Genomic DNA, 16,805 nt, shown 5'->3' on the forward strand with positions numbered 1-16,805 from the left:
AGGGCCCCGTACGGATCTCGTACGGGGCCCTGCGCACGCCTTAGAGTGGCGTCGACCGCACCGCCGTCTGAGATCTGAGGAACACGTGCGCCGACTTGCCGGCCTGCTTGTCGTACCCCTTCTGCTGCTGTCGACAGCAGCCTGTGGCGACAGCGGCTCCGACTCCGCCGAGATGAAGAACGGGGCGCCCGCGATCACGAAGGGTGCCAAGTTCGGTGAGACCCCTACCCTGTCGAAGGGCAAGGGCGACCCGCCGAAGGAGCTGAAGGTGGTGACCGTCAGCGAGGGCAACGGCCCGGCGCTGAAGAAGGGCGATGTCGCCCAGGTCAACTACTACGGCCAGGTGTGGGACGGCAAGGAGCCGTTCGACCAGAGCTTCGGCAAGGGCAAGCCGTTCGAGGTGACCGTCGGTGCCGGAATGGTCATCAAGGGCTGGGACCAGGGTCTTGAGGGCAAGAAGGTCGGCAGCCGTCTGGAGCTGGTGATCCCGCCGGACCTGGGTTACGGCGACAAGGGTTCCGGCGACAAGATCAAGCCGAACGCCACGCTGGTCTTCGTCGTGGACATCGTCAAGGGCACCTCCGTCCCGGCCTCGGCCACGGGCAAGGAGGTCGCGCAGGACAACAAGGACCTGCCGAAGATCGGTACGAACACGGACGGCAAGGAAGTCTCCGTGACCGTTCCGAAGGACACCGCGCCGCCGGCGAAGCTGGTCTCGAACTACGTGCTGGAGGGCGACGGCGCGGCCGTCAAGGACACCGACAGCGTCGTGGTCAAGTTCAACGGCAAGACGTGGAAGGACGACAAGACCTTCGAAAGCACGTACGCCACGGACCAGACGGTGACCTGGCCGATGGACCAGCTCTCGGTCAAGGGTCTCAAGGAAGGTCTGACCGGCAAGAAGGTCGGCAGCCGCATCCTGCTGGTCATCCCGCCGGACCAGGGCTTCGGCGACAAGGAGACGGGCACCATCCCGGCCAACTCGACGCTGGTCTTCAGCCTCGACATCCTCGCCGTGATGTAAGACTGTCCGAGTTGACCTGATTCAGTTTTGAGGAGCAGTTCCGTGAGCAACCAGCTCGAGAAGCCCGAGATCGACTTCCCCGACTTCCCGGTCCCGGCCGACCTCGTCATCGAGGACATCTGGGAGGGCGACGGCGCCGAGGCCACGGCCGGCAACAAGGTCTCCGTCCACTACGTGGGCGTGGCCTATTCGACCGGCGAGGAGTTCGACGCCTCCTGGAACCGCGGCGCCCCGCTGCAGTTCATCCTGGGCATCGGCCAGGTCATCAAGGGCTGGGACCAGGGTGTCCAGGGCATGAAGGTCGGCGGCCGGCGCAAGCTCGTCATCCCCGCCCACCTCGCATACGGCGACCAGGGTGCCGGCGGCGCCATCAAGCCGGGCGAGACGCTGATCTTCGTCTGCGACCTGATGGGCGTCTGATTCGACGACCGCTGATCGGTAAAGGGGCCCCCGCCTGTCAGGCGGGGGCCCTCGCTTTTGCGGGGGCGCGCCGGGGCGGTACGGTCAACGGTCACGGACGTGTCGTGCGTGCCGTGGGTGCAACGTGTGGGCGGAGAAGGGCGGAAGGGCGTCGATGGCGATTGCCAAGGCCGAGCGGCTGATGAATCTGGCGCTGTGTCTGCTGGGGACCCGTCGGCCGCTGAGCAAGCGGGAGCTGCGCGGTTCCATCGAGGCGTACATGGAAGCCGGCAACGACGAGTCGTTCAACCGCATGTTCGAGCGGGACAAGGACGATCTGCGTGAACTCGGCCTGGTCATCGAGACGGTGGAGAACCTGGAGGGCGAGACCGGCTACCTCGCGCGCCGCGACAGCAACCGGCTGCCGCCCGTCTCCCTCGACGCCGAGGAGGCCGCCGCCCTGGGGCTCGCGGCCAAGGTCTGGCAGCAGGCCCGCCTCGCCGGAGCCGCCAGCGGCGCCCTGCAGAAGCTGCGCGCGGGCGGGATGCCGGAGGCGGGGGATCCGTACGAGGGCCAGCACAGCGCCATCGAGCCGCGCATCCCGGTCCACGAGGCGGCCTTCGAACCGCTGATGCTGGCCTGCCGCGACCGCCGGCCGGTGGTCTTCGACTACCGCAAGTCCACCGCCGCGCGCCCCGAGACCCGGCAGGTGGAGCCGTGGGCGCTGGAGTGCTGGCGCGGCCACTGGTACCTGGCCGGCTACGACCGCGACCGCGGGGCGGAGCGGGTGTTCAGGCTCTCCCGGATCACCGGCAAGGTCCGCTCCCGGGCGGCCAGGTACACCGCCGAGGTCCCGGACGTGGTCACCGTACGGGAGACCGTGGCGAGCTGGGCCGGGGAGAGCGCGGACCGCTCCGCGCTGATCCGGCTGCGGTCCGGGGCCGGGTATCCGCTGCGGGCCAAGGCCACCGCCGTGCGCGAGGGCGGGGACGGCTGGGACGAGCTGGAGATCCCGTACGGGCACGGGCTCGACGCCTGGCTGGTCGAGTTCGGGCCGGACGTGGTGGTCATGGCCCCGGCCGACCTGCGGGCCGACGTCGTGGACCGGCTGCGCGCCGTGGCCGCGGGCTGAGGCCGCCGGCGGACCGGACGGCCCGAGCCGCCCCGGCCGCCGCCCGATCCGCCGCACCGATCGCACCACCGCACCGTTCGCACGACGTGCCCTGAGGGGGAGACGTACCAGCATGGCTGCCAACGCCATCGACCAGACCCGCCGGATGCTGTCCTTGGTGACGTACCTGCGCGAGCGCCCCGGGGCGCACGTCGCCGACGTCGCCCGCGCCTTCGGGATCACCGAGGACGAGCTGATCTCGGACCTCGACGTGCTGCCCATGTGCGGGACCAGCTTCCGCGGCGGGGACCTGCTCGACATCGACACCGACGGGGAGCGCATCTGGTGGCGCAACCCCGACGCCTCGGGGGAGTCCACCGCGGAGCCGCTGCGCCTGGCCGCCGACGAGGCGACCGCGCTGCTGGTCGCCGCCCGCGCCGTGGCCACGCTGCCCGGGCTGCGCGAGAGCGACCGGGACGCGCTGCTGCGCGCCACCGCGAAGCTGGAGGCGGCCGCCGGCGAGGCGGCCGGGGCCAGCTCCCGGCTGTCGGTGACCTTCGAGGCGGAGGGCGGGGTCTTCGCGGACGTCGACCGGGCCATCGCGGAGCGCCGGCGGCTGTGGCTGCGCTACTACTCGCCGGCCCGGGACGAGCTGACCGAGCGCAAGGTCGACCCGATCCGGCTCTTCGCGGTGGGCCACACGTACATGGAGGGCTGGTGCCACCTCTCCGAGGCCCGGCGCACCTTCCGCCTCGACCGGGTCGCCGAGATCCGGCTGCTGGACGAGCGGGCCGAGCCGCCCGCCATCGAGCCGCGCGACCTGTCCGAGGGGCTCGTGCAGCCGGCCGCCGAGGACCCGGAGGTCGTGGTCGAGGTCGGGCCGGGCGGCCGCTGGGTCGCCGAGTACTACCCGCACGACAGCGCCGAGGAGCTGTCCGACGGCGGCCTGCGGATCACGCTGCGCAGCCCGGACCCGGCCTCGCTGCGCCGGCTGGCGCTGCGGCTGGGCCGCGAGGGCCGGATCGTGGCACCCGTGGAGCTGGCCGACAGCGCGCGGCAGGCGGCCCGGGAGGCGCTCGCCGGGTACGGGGAACAGGACTGAGCAGGGCGGGACACGTACACCGCAGAGGGCAGGGCAAGGGGAAGCGGCGGGCCGTGCGGTACGGGCCGTGCCGTACGGGAGCTGCGCCGTCCGCGAGCGGGCGGTCTGAGGGGAGCGCCGAGCGATGTCGCCAATGTCCGGGCCACGGGGTGTGCAGGCCGCCGCAGGGCCGCCGGTCTCCTTCAAAGCGGCCTGTTCCGACTGCTGGGCCCGCTTCGAGCTGGACGCGGGGGCGCTGCGACTGGTGATCGGCGGGAGCCGGCGCACCACGTTCTACTCGTTCACCTGTCCCGCGTGCGGGGCCTCCGTACGCAAGCCGGCCGGTGAGCGCATCGTGGAACTGCTGACCGGTGGCGGCGTGAGCACCCTGCGCAGCGTCTGAGGCGGCCGGTGGCCTAGGCTCGACCCATGCTGTGGCCGATGCTCGCAATCGCCCTGGGTTTCCTCGGGCTCGCCGTCCTCGCCGTCCTCGCGGTGCGCGTCTTCGTGGAGGTGCGGCGGCTGTCCGGCCAGGTCGAGCTGGCCAGCCGGCGGATCGCGGACGCCTCCGGGGACCTGGAGCGCGCGGCGGGCGATCTGGCGCGTGCGGGTGGCTCCGCCCGGCCGTAAACCGGTACAAAGCGCAGGATCGTGACGCGCAGGTCTCTGGAAAGTGCGGGTCGGGACCCGTACCGTCGGTCCCAGCCGCACGCAAGGCGGGATACCCCGGGGGATTGCCGGGCGTTAACCCCCGGGGGTTACGATCCTTGCCTGAGCGGTCACGGATCAAGGTCCGGGGCCGCGGACACCACAACCAGCCGTTCCGGTGAGAAGGAAGTCAGACATGATCGGCAATCTGAAGCCTCTTGAGATCCTCCTGATCATCGCCGTGGTCTTCCTGCTGTTCGGTGCCAAGAAGCTCCCCGACATGGCGCGCTCCCTCGGCAAGTCGGCCCGCATCCTCAAGAGCGAGGCCAAGGCCATGAAGGCGGAGAGCGCCGCGGAGGACAACGCCACCGCCGCGACCGTCGCCGACCAGGCCCCGCAGCAGGCCGCCGCCCCGCGCACCATCAAGGCCGCTCCCGGCGACGTGACCAGCTCGCGTCCGGTCAACGAGCCGAACCACACCACCCAGGGCTGATCGCCCGGCCGCCGGGCTGCCGGTCCGCGGCCGCGATCATGCCGGTCATCTGCAACGAGACAAGGGACGTGGGTTGCTCAAGTCTGCCCGCAAGCAGGAGAAGCAAGACAAGCAGGAGAAGGACGCCGAAGGGCGGATGCCTCTTGTCGAGCACCTGCGTGAGCTGAGAAACCGCCTGCTGAAGTCGGTCCTGGCGATCCTCGTGATCACTGTGGTGGCGGCCTTCTACTACAAGAACCTCATCGACTTCATGCTGAAGCCGATGCTGGACTCCGTCGGCTGCACGAACGGCGTGGTCTCACAGCGCAACGGCCGGCCCTGCGCCGACATGACCGTGAACGGCCTCATCGCCCCGTTCTCGATCGCCCTCAAGGTCTCGCTCACCGCCGGTGTGGTGCTCTCGGCGCCGGTGTGGCTCTACCAGCTCTGGGCCTTCGTCGCCCCCGGCCTGCACAACCACGAGAAGCGCTACGCGACGGGCTTCGTCGCCGTCGGCGCTCCGCTGTTCGGCGCCGGTGCGGTGCTCGCGTACAAGCTCCTGCCGAAGACCGCGCAGATCCTCCTCGAATTCACCCCCGAGAACGCGCGCAACCTGCTCCCGGTCGACGACTACCTCGACCTGGTCACGCGCATGGTCGTCGTCTTCGGCCTCGCGTTCGAGCTGCCGCTGCTGCTGATCCTCCTGAACTTCACCGGGGTCCTCACCGCGAAGCGGCTGGCGAGCTGGTGGCGGGCCATGGTGCTGGGCATCACGATCTTCGCCGCGTTCGCCACGCCCACCGGTGACCCGCTGACCATGATGTCGCTGGCCGCGCCGATCATCGCCCTCTACTTCATCGCCCTCGGGATCTGCCTGGTCAACGACCGCAGGCGGCGTCGCGGCAACCCCGACGCGCTGCTCGACGACGACGAGGCGTCCGAGCTGGACCTGACGCCCGCGCCGATCGGTGAGATGGAGCCCGTCCAGGCCCCGGCCGCCCTGCCCGAGCAGGCCGACGGCGGCCGCAGGCAGATCAACGGTTACGACGACGCGACCTGACAGGTACATTCCGGGGGTGAGCGCTGAGATCACCCTCCTCGTCAATCCCACCGCGGGACGCGGCCGGGGCGCGCACGCCGCGCAGCCGGCCGCTTCCGCGCTCCGGGCCGCCGGGTTCTCCGTACGGACGGTCCTCGGCGCCGACGCCGAGGACGCGCTGGCCCGGCTGCGCACCGCCGTCCGGGAGGGCACGGGAGCGGTGATCGCCGTGGGCGGCGACGGCGTGGTCTCGCTGGCCCTGCAGGCGCTGGCCGGGACGCTGGTACCGCTCGGGGTGGTCGCCGTGGGGACCGGGAACGACTTCGCGCGGGCCATGGGGCTGCCCGTACGGGAGCCCGCGCAGGCGGGGCGGCTGGCCGCCGAGGCGCTCAAGGAGGGCCGGATCCGCGAGATCGACCTCGGGCGGGTGGCGGGGACCCCGGACCAGCGGGAGACCTGGTACGGGACCGTGCTGTGCTCCGGCTTCGATTCGCGGGTCAACGACCGCGGCAACCGGATGCGGCTCCCGGCCGGCCGGTTCAAGTACGACCTGGCGATCCTCGCCGAGCTGGCCGCCTTCCGGCCGTTCCCGTACCGGATCACCCTCGACGACGGCCCGGTGATCGAGACCGAGGCCACGCTGGTGGCCGTCGGCAACGGGACCTCGTACGGCGGCGGCATGCGCATCTGCGCGGACGCCGTCCCGGACGACGGGCTCTTCGACGTCGTGGTCGTGGGCGACTGCAGCCGGGCCACCCTGCTCACGGTCTTTCCGCAGGTCTACAAGGGGACGCACCTCGGTCACCCGAAGGTGACCGTCCACCGGGCCGCGAAGATCACGCTGGAGGCCGCCGGGATCACCGCCTACGCGGACGGCGAGCCGCTGGGGGCGCTGCCGGTGACCGCCGACTGCGTGCCGGGGGCCCTGCGGCTGCTGTCGTAACGCCGTCCCGGCGGCGGCCCGGCGGTCCGTATAAATGATCGCGACTGTTGTCAGGGGCGGCGGGTAGGCTCGACAGCAAGATGACCGAAGAACTCTCACCCGCCGAGCGGTACGCCGCTGCCCGGATCCGCGCCGCCGAAGAGGCCTCTGCCCTGGCCCCCTTCCGCGAGATGTACGAATTCGACCTGGACGCGTACCAGGTCGACGCCTGCAAGGCACTGGAGGCCGGCAAGGGCGTCCTCGTGGCCGCCCCGACCGGCTCGGGCAAGACGATCGTCGGCGAGTTCGCCGTGCACCTCGCCCTCGGCCAGGGCCGCAAGTGCTTCTACACGACGCCCATCAAGGCCCTGTCGAACCAGAAGTACGCCGACCTCGTCAAGCGCTACGGCGCCGACAAGGTGGGCCTGCTGACCGGTGACAACAGCGTCAACTCCGAGGCGCCCGTGGTCGTGATGACCACCGAGGTGCTCCGCAACATGCTGTACGCGGGCTCGCAGTCGCTGCGCGGCCTCGGCTACGTCGTGATGGACGAGGTGCACTACCTCTCCGACCGGTTCCGCGGAGCCGTCTGGGAGGAAGTGATCATCCACCTCCCCGAGTCGGTCACGCTGGTGTCCCTGTCGGCCACGGTGTCCAACGCCGAGGAGTTCGGCGACTGGCTCGACACCGTGCGCGGCGACACCGAGGTGATCGTCTCCGAGGAGCGGCCCGTCCCGCTGTGGCAGCACGTCATGGCCGGCCGCCGGATCTACGACCTCTTCGAGGAGGAGTCCGACCACGGAGGCCGCGGCTCCGCGCGCCGCGAGGTCAACCCCGATCTGCTGCGCATGGCGCGCGAGGAGAACACCCGCACGTACAGCCCGAAGGACCGGCGGCGCGGCAAGATGGTCCGCGAGGCCGACCGCGAGCGCGAGCGGCGCTCCCGCGGCCGGATCTGGACCCCGAGCCGCCCCGAGGTCATCGCCCGCCTCGACGGCGACGGGCTGCTGCCCGCCATCAACTTCATCTTCAGCCGGGCCGGCTGCGAGGCCGCCGTCCAGCAGTGCCTGTTCGCGGGCCTGCGGCTCAACGACGACACGGCCCGCCTCAAGGTCCGCGAGATCGTCGAGGAGCGGACCGCCTCCATCCCCACCGAGGACCTGCACGTCCTGGGGTACTACGAGTGGCTCGAAGGCCTGGAACGGGGCATCGCCGCGCACCACGCCGGCATGCTGCCCACCTTCAAGGAGGTCGTGGAGGAGCTGTTCGTCCGCGGCCTGGTCAAGGCCGTCTTCGCCACCGAGACCCTGGCGCTGGGCATCAACATGCCCGCGCGCACGGTGATCCTGGAGAAGCTGGTCAAGTGGAACGGCGAGCAGCACGCCGACATCACCCCCGGCGAGTACACGCAGCTCACCGGCCGGGCCGGGCGGCGCGGCATCGACGTCGAGGGCCACGCCGTGGTGCTGTGGCAGCGGGGCATGGACCCGGCGGGGCTCGCCGGGCTCGCCGGCACCCGTACGTATCCGCTGCGCTCCAGCTTCAAGCCGTCGTACAACATGGCCGTGAACCTGGTCCAGCAGTTCGGGCGGCACCGCTCGCGCGAGCTGCTGGAGACCTCGTTCGCGCAGTTCCAGGCCGACCGCTCGGTCGTCGGGATCTCCCGGCAGGTGCAGCGCAACGAGGAGGGCCTGGAGGGCTACCGGGAGGGCATGACCTGCCACCTCGGGAACTTCGAGGAGTACGCGCAGCTGCGCCGCGACCTCAAGGACCGCGAGACGGACCTGGCCAAGCAGGGCGCGACCCAGCGGCGGGTGCAGGCGGCCAGTTCGCTGGAGAAGCTCAAGCCGGGCGACATCATCCACGTGCCGACCGGCAAGTTCGCCGGGCTCGCGCTGGTCCTGGACCCGGGCGTGCCGGCCGGGCGGGTCAACGGGCACCGGGGGTACGAGTACGCCGAGGGCCCGCGGCCGCTGGTGCTGACGGCGGAGCGGCAGGTCAAGCGGCTCGCAGCGATCGACTTCCCGGTCCCGGTCGAGGCCATCGAGCGGATGCGGATCCCCAAGACGTTCAACGCGCGCTCGCCGCAGTCCCGTCGGGACCTGGCGTCCCAACTGCGGGCCAAGGCCGGGCACATCGCGCCGGAGCGGCGCGGGCACGGCCGGGCCGCGGCGGCCGACGACCGCGAGATCGCGCGGCTGCGCGCCGAGCTGCGGGCGCACCCCTGCCACGGCTGCGACGAGCGCGAGGACCACGCCCGCTGGGCCGAGCGCTACCACCGCCTCAAGCGGGACACCCAGCAGCTGGAGCGGCGCATCGAGGGCCGGACGAACACGATCGCCCGCACCTTCGACCGGATCCACGCGCTGCTCACCGAGCTGGACTACCTGCGCGAGGACGAGGTCACCGTGAACGGCAAGCGGCTCGCCCGGCTGTACGGGGAGCTCGACCTGCTGGCGTCGGAGTGCCTGCGCGAGGGCGTCTGGGAGGGGCTGTCCCCGGCGGAACTGGCCGCCTGCGTCTCGGCGTTGGTGTTCGAGGCGCGGCAGTCCGACGACGCGGTGGCGCCGAAGGTGCCGGGCGGTGCGGCGAAGGCGGCGCTGGGCGAGATGGTCCGGATCTGGGGCCGGCTCGACGCGCTGGAGGAGGAGCACCGCATCAACCAGGCGGAGGGCGTGGGCCAGCGCGAGCCGGACCTGGGCTTCGCGTGGGCGGCCTACCAGTGGGCCTCCGACAAGGGCCTGGACGAGGTGCTGCGGGAGGCGGAGATGCCGGCCGGCGACTTCGTGCGCTGGTGCAAGCAGGTCATCGACGTGCTGGGGCAGATCGCGGCGGCGGCTCCCTCGGCGTCCGGTGACAGCGGGAGCACGGTGGCCCGCAACGCCCGCAAGGCCGTCGACGCGCTGCTGCGCGGGGTGGTGGCCTACAGCTCGGTCGGCTAGCCGGCTTCACCGGCTAGTCGCTTTCGGGGCCCTCGGGACCTCGCCAGCCGGCGAGGTCCTGCCAGGCCCGAAGGCTCAGGCCGCTCTCGAAGCGGCGCGGGATGCCGGTGACCGGGTCGGTGAAGGACACCGTACGGGCCAGGAGCTGGAGCGGCCTGCGGTAGTCGTCCGGGGCCGGGTCGGTGACCTCCGGGTACACCGGGTCGCCGAGGATCGGCAGGCCGAGACCGTTCATGTGCACCCGCAGCTGGTGGGTGCGCCCGGTGTGCGGGGTCAGCCGGTAGCGGCCCAGCTCCCCCTTGGTGGCGAGGAGTTCGACCAGGGTTTCGGCGTTCGGCTCCGCGCCCGGGATCTCGGCCGCCGCCATGATCCCGCGGGTCTTCTCGATGTGGCTGCGGACCGTGCGCGGGAGGGTGAGCGCCGGGTCGTGGCCGGCGAGGGCCTCGTACTGTTTGACGACCCGCCGCTCCTGGAACAGCAGCTGGTACGCGCCGCGGTCCTCGGGGCGGATGCTGAACATCACCAGTCCGGCGGTCAGCCGGTCCAGCCGGTGCGCCGGGCTGAGCTCGGGCAGGTCGAGCTCGGTGCGCAGCCGGGCCAGGGCGGTCTGCGTGATGTGGCTGCCGCGCGGGGTGGTGGCCAGGAAGTGCGGCTTGTCCACGACCAGCAGGTGCGCGTCCCGGTGGACGACGCGGATCGGGAACGGCACCACGGGCTCCGGCTCCATGTCCCGGTGGAACCACAGGTAGGCGCCCGGCTCGTACGGGTCCTGCGGACTCAGGACCCGCCCGCCGGGGCCGAACACCCGCCCGGCGCGCAGCAGGTGCGCGATGGACTCGGCGCCGCGGGTGCCGGCGTACCGCTCGGCGAGGTAGCCGCCGAGGTCGGGCCAGCGCCCGGCGGGGTCGGCGGGCAGCCGCAGCCGGACCGGGTCGATGCCGGCGACCTGGGGGAGGGGCGAGGGGGGTGCCTGGGCTCTGCGTCTCATCGGGTCCAGGCTATGCGGCTACTGCTTGGTGAAGGTGCCCAGGTGGGTGGCGTCCAGGTACTCGATGCGGACCGTGCCGTCCTTGAAGGTCACCCCGGTGCGGCCGACGGCGTTCTCGCCGGCGGTCACGTAGCTGAAGGTGTCCCCGTCGTAGTGGGTGAGCGGGAAGCGCATCGGCTTCGGGCCGAGGGAGAGGGTGAGACCGCCGTCGCCGCTGGCGTTCGCCGTCACGGTCAGCTTCCCGTAGTAGGGGCTGACGTAGGTCCCGGTGTACGCGCTGTCGGCGCGGGCCGGCTTCGCGCCCGCGGGCGGGTGCGCGTAGTCGGTGGTGGAGCGGCCGGTGTCGTCGGCCTGGGCGTACAGCCGGGCGAAGAGGGGGAGCCACTCGGTGGTCGGCCCGCCGTGCTCGGCGGTGTCGAAGAAGTCCTCGGCTATGGCGTCGGCGACGCCGACCGGGGCGCCGTTGGTCAGGACGACGATGCCGAGCCGCTCCAGGGGCAGCATCGTGACGTTGGTGTTGGCGCCGAGGTCGAAGGCCCCGGAGTGGCTGAGGCGCAGCCGGCCCGCGTCGTCGTAGGACACGTTCCAGCCGAGCCCGTAGAAGCCGGTGTGGTCCAGCGGCGGGGTCGGCGCCTGCGACAGGATCTGCGGCAGGTGCGTGGTCGCGAGGGTGCCGGCGGGGACGATCCGCTTCCCGTCGAGGGTGCCGCCGGCCAGCTGGAGCCGCAGCCAGCGGGCCATGTCGGTGGCGGTGGAGCTCACGCCGCCGGCCGGGGCCTGGGCGTCCGGGTCGCGTACGAAGCGGGGCGACCAGGTGCCGTCAGGGTTCTTGACGTGGGTGGCTGCGTGGTCGGGGGCGTTGACGAAGGCGGAGAACTCGGTACTGGTGTGCGTCATGCCGGCGGGCTTGAAGAGGGTGTCCTCGGCGAGCTTCTGCCAGCTCGTGCCGTGCTGCCGGGCGACGGCCTCGGCGGCCGCGGTGAGGCCGAAGTTGGTGTAGGCGTAGCTCGCGCGGAAGGGGGAGAGGGGCTCCATGCGGAGGTGGTCGAGGATGTACGCCTGGTCGTAGCCGAGGTCTTCGAGGAGGTCCCCGGCGTGGTCGGGGAGGCCGCTGCGGTGCGAGAAGAGGTCGGCGGTGGTGACGTGATCGGTGACCCAGGGGTCCTTCAGCGCGAAGCCGGGGAGTTCGCTGCGGCGGTCCCAGTCGGCGGGGTTCTTGAGGGTGCCGGCCACCACCGTGGAGGAGATCGGCTTCGACAGGGAGGCGATCTGGAAGACGGTGTCGGGGCCGATCCTGCCGTCCTGGTCGGTGCGCCGGACGCCGAAGCCCTTGAGGTAGACGACCTTGTCGTCGTGGACGACGGCGACGGCGGCTCCGGGGACTTTGGTGGTGCGCAGGGCGTCGGTGACGAATCCGGTGAGGCGCGCGAGCGCGGCGTCCACTTCCGCGTCAGTGATCTGGGGCTTGGGCGCGGGCGGCGGGCTCGGCGCCGCGTGCGCGCCGGCCACCGCCGTTGCCGCGAGGACAGCGGCGGCTCCGGCTGCACCGAACATGCGGAGCGTACGCATGCCGACATTGTCACGCCGAACGGGTGACCCTGCCGCTCGGAGCGGCGGGAGGGCATCCCCCGGCGGGTCGGGAACTGCGGTCAGGCCGCGGATTCCTGTTCGGCCATGACCCGGGCGTTCCAGTCGCGCTTGATCGCCCGCCAGCCCTCGTCCGTCTCGCCGAGGCGCCAGTAGCCGGAGATCGACAGGCGCCCCTTGGGGACGCCTCGCTCCAGGCGCAGGTGGCGGCGGAGGTCCTTCACGAAGCCGGCCTCGCCGTGGACGAAGGCGTGCACGTCGCGGGAGGGGAACTCCAGGGCCCTGACCGCCTCGACGAGCATCTCGCCGACCGGGCGGGAGCCGCGGTGCAGCCAGACCGGGACGATGCCGTCCGGGGTGGCGATCTTCTGCTCGTCGTCCGGGCCCTCGACCTCCACGAGCGCGCGCACCCGCGCGCCCACCGGCATGCGCTCCATCGCGGCGGCGATCGCCGGCAGCGCGCTCTCGTCGCCCACCAGCAGGTGCCAGTCGGCCGCCGGGTCCGGCGCGTACGCGCCGCCGGGGCCGAGGAAGCGGACGAGTTCACCCGGCTGGACGCGGGCCGCCCAGGGGCCGGCCAGCCCCTCGTCGCCGTGGACGACGAAGTCGAGCGTCAGCTCCAGGTGCACCGGGTCCCAGGCGCGGACCGTGTACGCCCGCTGGCGCGGCCAGGCCTCCCGCGCGTGATCGGCGCGGATCCGGTCCAGGTCCCACGGCGAGGGGTAGGTGACGCCTTCGGGGGCGAACAGGAGCTTGATGTAATGGTCCGCGAACTCGCCCGCACTGAATCGGACCAGTCCGGCACCGCCCAGCACCACGCGCACCATGTGCGGCGTGAGCCGCTCTGTGCGCACGACCACTGCGGTGCCGATCTTGCGGGCGCGTCCTTCTGCCACGGCGTCTCCCCTTGCTCCCCTGAAACTTAGGATTACCTAAGTTAGCACCTCAAGGGCGCAGCGCGCTGCTGAGGCGCGATACCGCTCCGCCCAAACCCCACCGGCGCGCCAGCGCGTCGACGAGTTCCGGCTGCGCGGGCACCGCGGGCAGCGCCGGGTCGAACTCCGGAAGGGGTACGTCCGAGGCCACCCGGACCACCTTCGGAGCCACCGCCAGATACGGCCGCGACTCATCCAGCCGCTTGCGCTGCGTGGGCGTCAGCTTGGACTTCGGGTCGTCGATCGCCGCGATGATCCCGGCCAGCGAGCCGTACGCGTCCAGCAGCTTCGCCGCCGTCTTCTCGCCGACCCCCGGGACCCCCGGCAGCCCGTCGCTCGGGTCACCGCGCAGCAGCGCCAGGTCCGCGTACCCCGCACCGTCCACCCCGTACTTCCCGCGCAGCCACGCCTCGTCCGTCACCTGGAGCGTGCCGACCCCCTTCAGGGGGTACAGCACGCGCCGCTGCCGGGCGTCGTCGACCAGCTGGTACAGGTCCCGGTCGCCGGTGACGATGTCCACCGGGCCCGTGGCGCGCGCCGTGAGCGTGCCGATCACGTCGTCGGCCTCGTACCCGGCGACCCCCACCCGGGCGATCCCGAACGCGTCCAGCGCCGCCTCGATGATCGGCACCTGCGGGGACAGCGTGTCGGGGGTCTCCTCCACGTCCGGACCGGTCTCGGTCTCCTCGGCGACCCGGTGCGCCTTGTACGAGGGGATCAGCTCCACCCGCCAGTGCGGCCGCCAGTCGGCGTCCATGCACGCCACCAGATCGTCGGGGCGGTGGTCCTGCACGAGGCGCCCGATGAAGTCGAGCAGCCCGCGCACCGCGTTGACGGGGGTGCCGTCCGGGGCCTTCACGGAGTCCGGCACGCCGAAGTACGCGCGGAAGTAGAGGGAGGCGGTGTCCAGCAGCATCAGGCGTCGAGTCGTCGTCACGGTGACGATGATGCCGCACCCCGCCCGCGGCCGACGGTTACGCCCAGGGGCACGGAAGGTGGCCGCAAGAGCGCTCGAAAACGGCACGGGAGTTTCACCCGGGGCGTACCCTGGTCGGCTCTTGCACGCGAAACCGGGGGCGGTTGCTGCGTAAGGTGCTTACAGCACACCGATGTGAGACGGACGCCGACGTACGCCGACGGACCAGACAAGGGGAGGGCAGCCCCGCCATGGACGACAGGGACGGCTCGGACGACAAGGAACGGGACAAGGACGCCAAGGAACCGCTCCGGGTGGGCGTGGCCGTGCGCAAGCGCCGCCGGGCACTGCACCTCACCCTCGCCGCCGTATCGGCGCGCAGCGGCCTGTCGGTGCCCTTCCTGAGCCAGATAGAGAACGAGCGGGCACGGCCCAGCATGCGGTCCCTGGAGAGGGTCGCGGACGCGCTGGAGACCACGGCCGTCGAGCTGCTGGCCGCCTCCGACACCGCGCGCACGGTCGATCTCGTACGGGCCGGGGACGACTCCGGGCTCACCCCGGTCCCGGGCGTGCGCCCCCTCGTACGCGGACACCACCAGCTGCACGCTCTGGAGTTCACCGGGGACCAGGACGCCGGGCGCGAGTACCAGCACCGCAACGACGAGCTGATGTACGTGGTCTCGGGCGCCTGCCAGGTGGAGGCCGAGGGACGGGCGTACCGGCTGGAGAGCGGGGACGCGCTGTTCCTGTCCGGCGGCGTACGGCACCGCTGGCGGGCCGTCTCCGAGGACACCAGGCTCCTGGTCGTGGCGGTGGGCGAGCACATCCACGCGACCTCCGAGCCGCCCTCGCCCGGGCAGTGAGCCGCAGCCGGACGCGGGTCGTCTCGCTCGTGCCCTCGCTGACCGAGGCGGTGGCGGTCAGCGCTCCCGGGCTGCTCGTCGGGGTGACCGACTGGTGCACGCATCCCGCGGACCTCGCCGAACGGGGCGCGGTGCGCATCGGGGGGACGAAGAACCCCGACGTGGAGCGGATCACGGCGCTGCGCCCGGACCTGGTGATCGCCAACGAGGAGGAGAACCGGGCCCCGGACCTGGCGGCGCTGCGCGCGGCCGGGGTGGAGGTGCTGGTCACCGAGGTACGGGAGCTGCCGCAGGCGCTGACCGAGCTGGACCGGGTGCTGGTGGGGGCCCTGGGGCTGTCGAGGCCGCAGTGGCTTGACGAGGCCGAGGCGGCCTGGGCGCGGGTGGCCCCGGCCGGCCCGCGGCGGGCGTTCGTACCGGTGTGGCGGCGGCCGTGGATGGTGCTCGGCCGGGACACCTTCGCGGGCGATCTGCTGGCGCGCCTGGGCGTGCACAACGTCTACGCCGGGCACGCCGAGCGGTATCCGCGGGTGCCGGTGGAGGAGCTGGCCGCCGCCGACTGCGATCTGGTGGTGCTCCCCGACGAGCCGTACCGCTTCACGCGCGAGGACGGCCCGGAAGCCTTCCCGGACCGCCCCTCCGCGCTGGTCAGCGGCCGCCACCTCACCTGGTACGGGCCCTCGCTGGCCGAGGCCCCGGCGGTACTGGCGGCGGCCCTGCGCGCGGCCCGCTAGCGGGGCAGCAGCGCGCCGGTGAGCAGGCCGCGCAGGGTGTGGGCGGCGGCGAGCAGCCAGGCGGTCAGCAGGGCCAGGAACAGGGCGGCGGCGAGCCAGGCGAACGCGGTCAGGCCGGTGTGGCGGGCCAGACCGGCGGCGCCCGTGACGCAGGTGCCGACGGGGAAGGTCAGCGCCCACCAGGTCATCGCGAACCCCATGCCGTTACGCGCGGCCCGGACCAGCATCGCGGCCGCGAGGGCCAGCCACAGCAGGGCGAAGCCCATCACGGGCACTCCGTAGACCACCGCGAAGGCGCCGAGCGCGCCGGCGTAGGAGGCGCCGATCGCCTCGGGGGCCACGTCGGCGAGCTGGTTGACCGCGGTGGTGGACTGGCCGAGGGGGCCCAGGACCAGGAACAGGGTCGGGGTCAGCAGCAGGGGCAGGGGACCGCCCACGATCAGCCGGCCGAAGATCAGGGGCAGCATCAGCAGGGTGGCCAGCAGGCTGATGCCGAACATGGCGTAGCAGGCCAGCAGCAGCGCCTCGCGGGGCTGTCCGGCGGGCAGGTGGGGTATCAGCAGGGGGCCCAGGGCGGCGGAGACCATCGGGGCGACCAGGGGCAGCAGCCATACGGGGGTGGCCTGCGCGGCCTCGACCTTGTGCCGGACCACCATCAGGTAAGGCACCGCCACGGCCATGAGCAGGCCGATCGCGGTACCGGCGGTGAAGAGCACGGTGTCGACGGCGACGGCGGCGGGCACGCCGATAAGGTCCTTGCCGACGATCAGGGTGCCGCCGCCGACGGCCAGCAGGGCCATCGCGAGACATCCGTAGAAGGGGGCCACGGCGGGGTCGAGGAGGTGGGCGCGGGCCTGGTCGCGGTGGTGGAGCCAGTGGCCGGCGCGGGCGGTGAGCAGGAGGGCGAGGGCCGCCGCGGACAGCGCCCAGACGATCTGGCAGGCCACGCGCTGACCGGGCACCTGGTACGGGAGGGTCGCGCCGGCGTTGGCGACGATCGCCGTGCCCATGACGGACGCGTACCAGTTGGGGCCGAGGTGACGGAGCGCCGGGAAGGCCTTGTGGGCTTCGGGGCTCCGGGAGGTGTGGGCGCGGGGTCGCACGAGGGTGGTGGCCATGGACCCAGCCTCCTGGCGGGGCTCTG

At 72.3% G+C, this 16,805-nt stretch carries 17 protein-coding genes; 12 read left to right on the plus strand and 5 right to left on the minus strand.

The features are described 5' to 3' along the window. The first annotated feature begins 85 nt into the window (after positions 1-85). From ACIQU4_RS30500 to ACIQU4_RS30545, 10 genes are all read left to right on the plus strand, one after another. The gene (locus ACIQU4_RS30500; RefSeq protein ID WP_403737415.1) at positions 86-1,024 is read left to right on the plus strand and encodes an FKBP-type peptidyl-prolyl cis-trans isomerase; all 939 of its coding nucleotides are present in this window, start codon (positions 86-88) and stop codon (positions 1,022-1,024) included. A gap of 42 nt (positions 1,025-1,066) precedes the next feature. Beyond that, the gene (locus ACIQU4_RS30505; protein ID WP_403737418.1) at positions 1,067-1,444 is read left to right on the plus strand and encodes an FKBP-type peptidyl-prolyl cis-trans isomerase; all 378 of its coding nucleotides are present in this window, start codon (positions 1,067-1,069) and stop codon (positions 1,442-1,444) included. A gap of 154 nt (positions 1,445-1,598) precedes the next feature. Continuing rightward, positions 1,599-2,555, plus strand: coding sequence for a helix-turn-helix transcriptional regulator (locus ACIQU4_RS30510; protein ID WP_403737421.1), 957 nt, complete (start codon positions 1,599-1,601; stop codon positions 2,553-2,555). Between the two features lie 112 nt (positions 2,556-2,667). Then, a complete protein-coding gene (locus tag ACIQU4_RS30515; RefSeq protein ID WP_403737423.1) occupies positions 2,668-3,636 on the plus strand; it encodes a helix-turn-helix transcriptional regulator in 969 nt (322 codons plus the stop codon). A 133-nt stretch (positions 3,637-3,769) separates the two neighbouring features. After that, positions 3,770-4,018, plus strand: coding sequence for a hypothetical protein (locus ACIQU4_RS30520; RefSeq protein ID WP_403737426.1), 249 nt, complete (start codon positions 3,770-3,772; stop codon positions 4,016-4,018). A 26-nt stretch (positions 4,019-4,044) separates the two neighbouring features. Next, entirely contained in the window at positions 4,045-4,245 is a 201-nt protein-coding gene (locus ACIQU4_RS30525; RefSeq protein WP_030157206.1) for a hypothetical protein, read from the plus strand. Between the two features lie 214 nt (positions 4,246-4,459). After that, the gene (gene tatA / locus ACIQU4_RS30530; RefSeq protein ID WP_403737429.1) at positions 4,460-4,756 is read left to right on the plus strand and encodes a Sec-independent protein translocase subunit TatA; all 297 of its coding nucleotides are present in this window, start codon (positions 4,460-4,462) and stop codon (positions 4,754-4,756) included. Positions 4,757-4,829: 73 nt separating this feature from the next. Continuing rightward, a complete protein-coding gene (tatC, locus tag ACIQU4_RS30535; RefSeq protein ID WP_403737432.1) occupies positions 4,830-5,795 on the plus strand; it encodes a twin-arginine translocase subunit TatC in 966 nt (321 codons plus the stop codon). Between the two features lie 16 nt (positions 5,796-5,811). Next, a complete protein-coding gene (locus tag ACIQU4_RS30540; RefSeq protein WP_403737435.1) occupies positions 5,812-6,717 on the plus strand; it encodes a diacylglycerol kinase in 906 nt (301 codons plus the stop codon). 80 nt (positions 6,718-6,797) lie between these two features. Then, complete coding sequence (locus tag ACIQU4_RS30545; protein ID WP_403737438.1) at positions 6,798-9,638, plus strand: DEAD/DEAH box helicase; 2,841 nt, start codon at positions 6,798-6,800, stop codon at positions 9,636-9,638. Between the two features lie 13 nt (positions 9,639-9,651). Here the strand turns inward: ACIQU4_RS30545 and ACIQU4_RS30550 are convergent, their stop codons facing one another. The 4 genes from ACIQU4_RS30550 to ACIQU4_RS30565 form a co-directional block, all read right to left on the minus strand. Further along, positions 9,652-10,626: an RluA family pseudouridine synthase gene (locus ACIQU4_RS30550; protein ID WP_403737441.1), complete on the minus strand. Its 975-nt coding sequence runs from the start codon at positions 10,624-10,626 to the stop codon at positions 9,652-9,654. An 18-nt stretch (positions 10,627-10,644) separates the two neighbouring features. Continuing rightward, complete coding sequence (locus tag ACIQU4_RS30555; protein ID WP_403737443.1) at positions 10,645-12,195, minus strand: serine hydrolase; 1,551 nt, start codon at positions 12,193-12,195, stop codon at positions 10,645-10,647. An 80-nt stretch (positions 12,196-12,275) separates the two neighbouring features. Beyond that, complete coding sequence (locus ACIQU4_RS30560) at positions 12,276-13,109, minus strand: siderophore-interacting protein (protein ID WP_403737446.1); 834 nt, start codon at positions 13,107-13,109, stop codon at positions 12,276-12,278. Between the two features lie 49 nt (positions 13,110-13,158). Then, positions 13,159-14,064 (minus strand): 5'-3' exonuclease H3TH domain-containing protein, encoded by a 906-nt coding sequence (locus tag ACIQU4_RS30565; protein WP_387286633.1) that lies wholly within the window; start codon positions 14,062-14,064, stop codon positions 13,159-13,161. A 251-nt stretch (positions 14,065-14,315) separates the two neighbouring features. On the opposite strand from ACIQU4_RS30565, the gene ACIQU4_RS30570 reads away from it, so the two are divergent. Together ACIQU4_RS30570 and ACIQU4_RS30575 are read left to right on the plus strand one after the other, a co-directional pair. Then, positions 14,316-14,927, plus strand: coding sequence for a helix-turn-helix domain-containing protein (locus tag ACIQU4_RS30570; protein WP_048476971.1), 612 nt, complete (start codon positions 14,316-14,318; stop codon positions 14,925-14,927). After that, complete coding sequence (locus tag ACIQU4_RS30575; protein ID WP_403737449.1) at positions 14,924-15,661, plus strand: helical backbone metal receptor; 738 nt, start codon at positions 14,924-14,926, stop codon at positions 15,659-15,661. The genes ACIQU4_RS30570 and ACIQU4_RS30575 overlap by 4 nt, the downstream gene beginning before the upstream one ends. On the opposite strand, the gene ACIQU4_RS30580 is transcribed toward ACIQU4_RS30575, so the two are convergent. Then, positions 15,658-16,779, minus strand: coding sequence for a TDT family transporter (locus ACIQU4_RS30580; RefSeq protein ID WP_403737452.1), 1,122 nt, complete (start codon positions 16,777-16,779; stop codon positions 15,658-15,660). The genes ACIQU4_RS30575 and ACIQU4_RS30580 overlap by 4 nt on opposite strands. Positions 16,780-16,805 lie beyond the last annotated feature (26 nt).

Origin of the sequence: Streptomyces sp. NPDC090741 (genome assembly GCF_044769045.1) — a bacterium.
GTDB lineage: Bacteria > Actinomycetota > Actinomycetes > Streptomycetales > Streptomycetaceae > Streptomyces.

Coding starts and splice junctions, on each gene's coding strand:
- ACIQU4_RS30555 (WP_403737443.1), bottom strand. CDS start 12,195: ATGCGTACGCTCCGCATGTTCGGTGCAGCCGGAGCCGCCGCTGTCCTC.
- ACIQU4_RS30525 (WP_030157206.1), top strand. CDS start 4,045: ATGCTGTGGCCGATGCTCGCAATCGCCCTGGGTTTCCTCGGGCTCGCC.
- ACIQU4_RS30545 (WP_403737438.1), top strand. CDS start 6,798: ATGACCGAAGAACTCTCACCCGCCGAGCGGTACGCCGCTGCCCGGATC.
- ACIQU4_RS30550 (WP_403737441.1), bottom strand. CDS start 10,626: ATGAGACGCAGAGCCCAGGCACCCCCCTCGCCCCTCCCCCAGGTCGCC.
- ACIQU4_RS30580 (WP_403737452.1), bottom strand. CDS start 16,779: ATGGCCACCACCCTCGTGCGACCCCGCGCCCACACCTCCCGGAGCCCC.
- ACIQU4_RS30565 (WP_387286633.1), bottom strand. CDS start 14,064: ATGCTGCTGGACACCGCCTCCCTCTACTTCCGCGCGTACTTCGGCGTG.
- tatA (WP_403737429.1), top strand. CDS start 4,460: ATGATCGGCAATCTGAAGCCTCTTGAGATCCTCCTGATCATCGCCGTG.
- ACIQU4_RS30510 (WP_403737421.1), top strand. CDS start 1,599: ATGGCGATTGCCAAGGCCGAGCGGCTGATGAATCTGGCGCTGTGTCTG.
- ACIQU4_RS30520 (WP_403737426.1), top strand. CDS start 3,770: ATGTCCGGGCCACGGGGTGTGCAGGCCGCCGCAGGGCCGCCGGTCTCC.
- ACIQU4_RS30515 (WP_403737423.1), top strand. CDS start 2,668: ATGGCTGCCAACGCCATCGACCAGACCCGCCGGATGCTGTCCTTGGTG.
- ACIQU4_RS30570 (WP_048476971.1), top strand. CDS start 14,316: ATGGACGACAGGGACGGCTCGGACGACAAGGAACGGGACAAGGACGCC.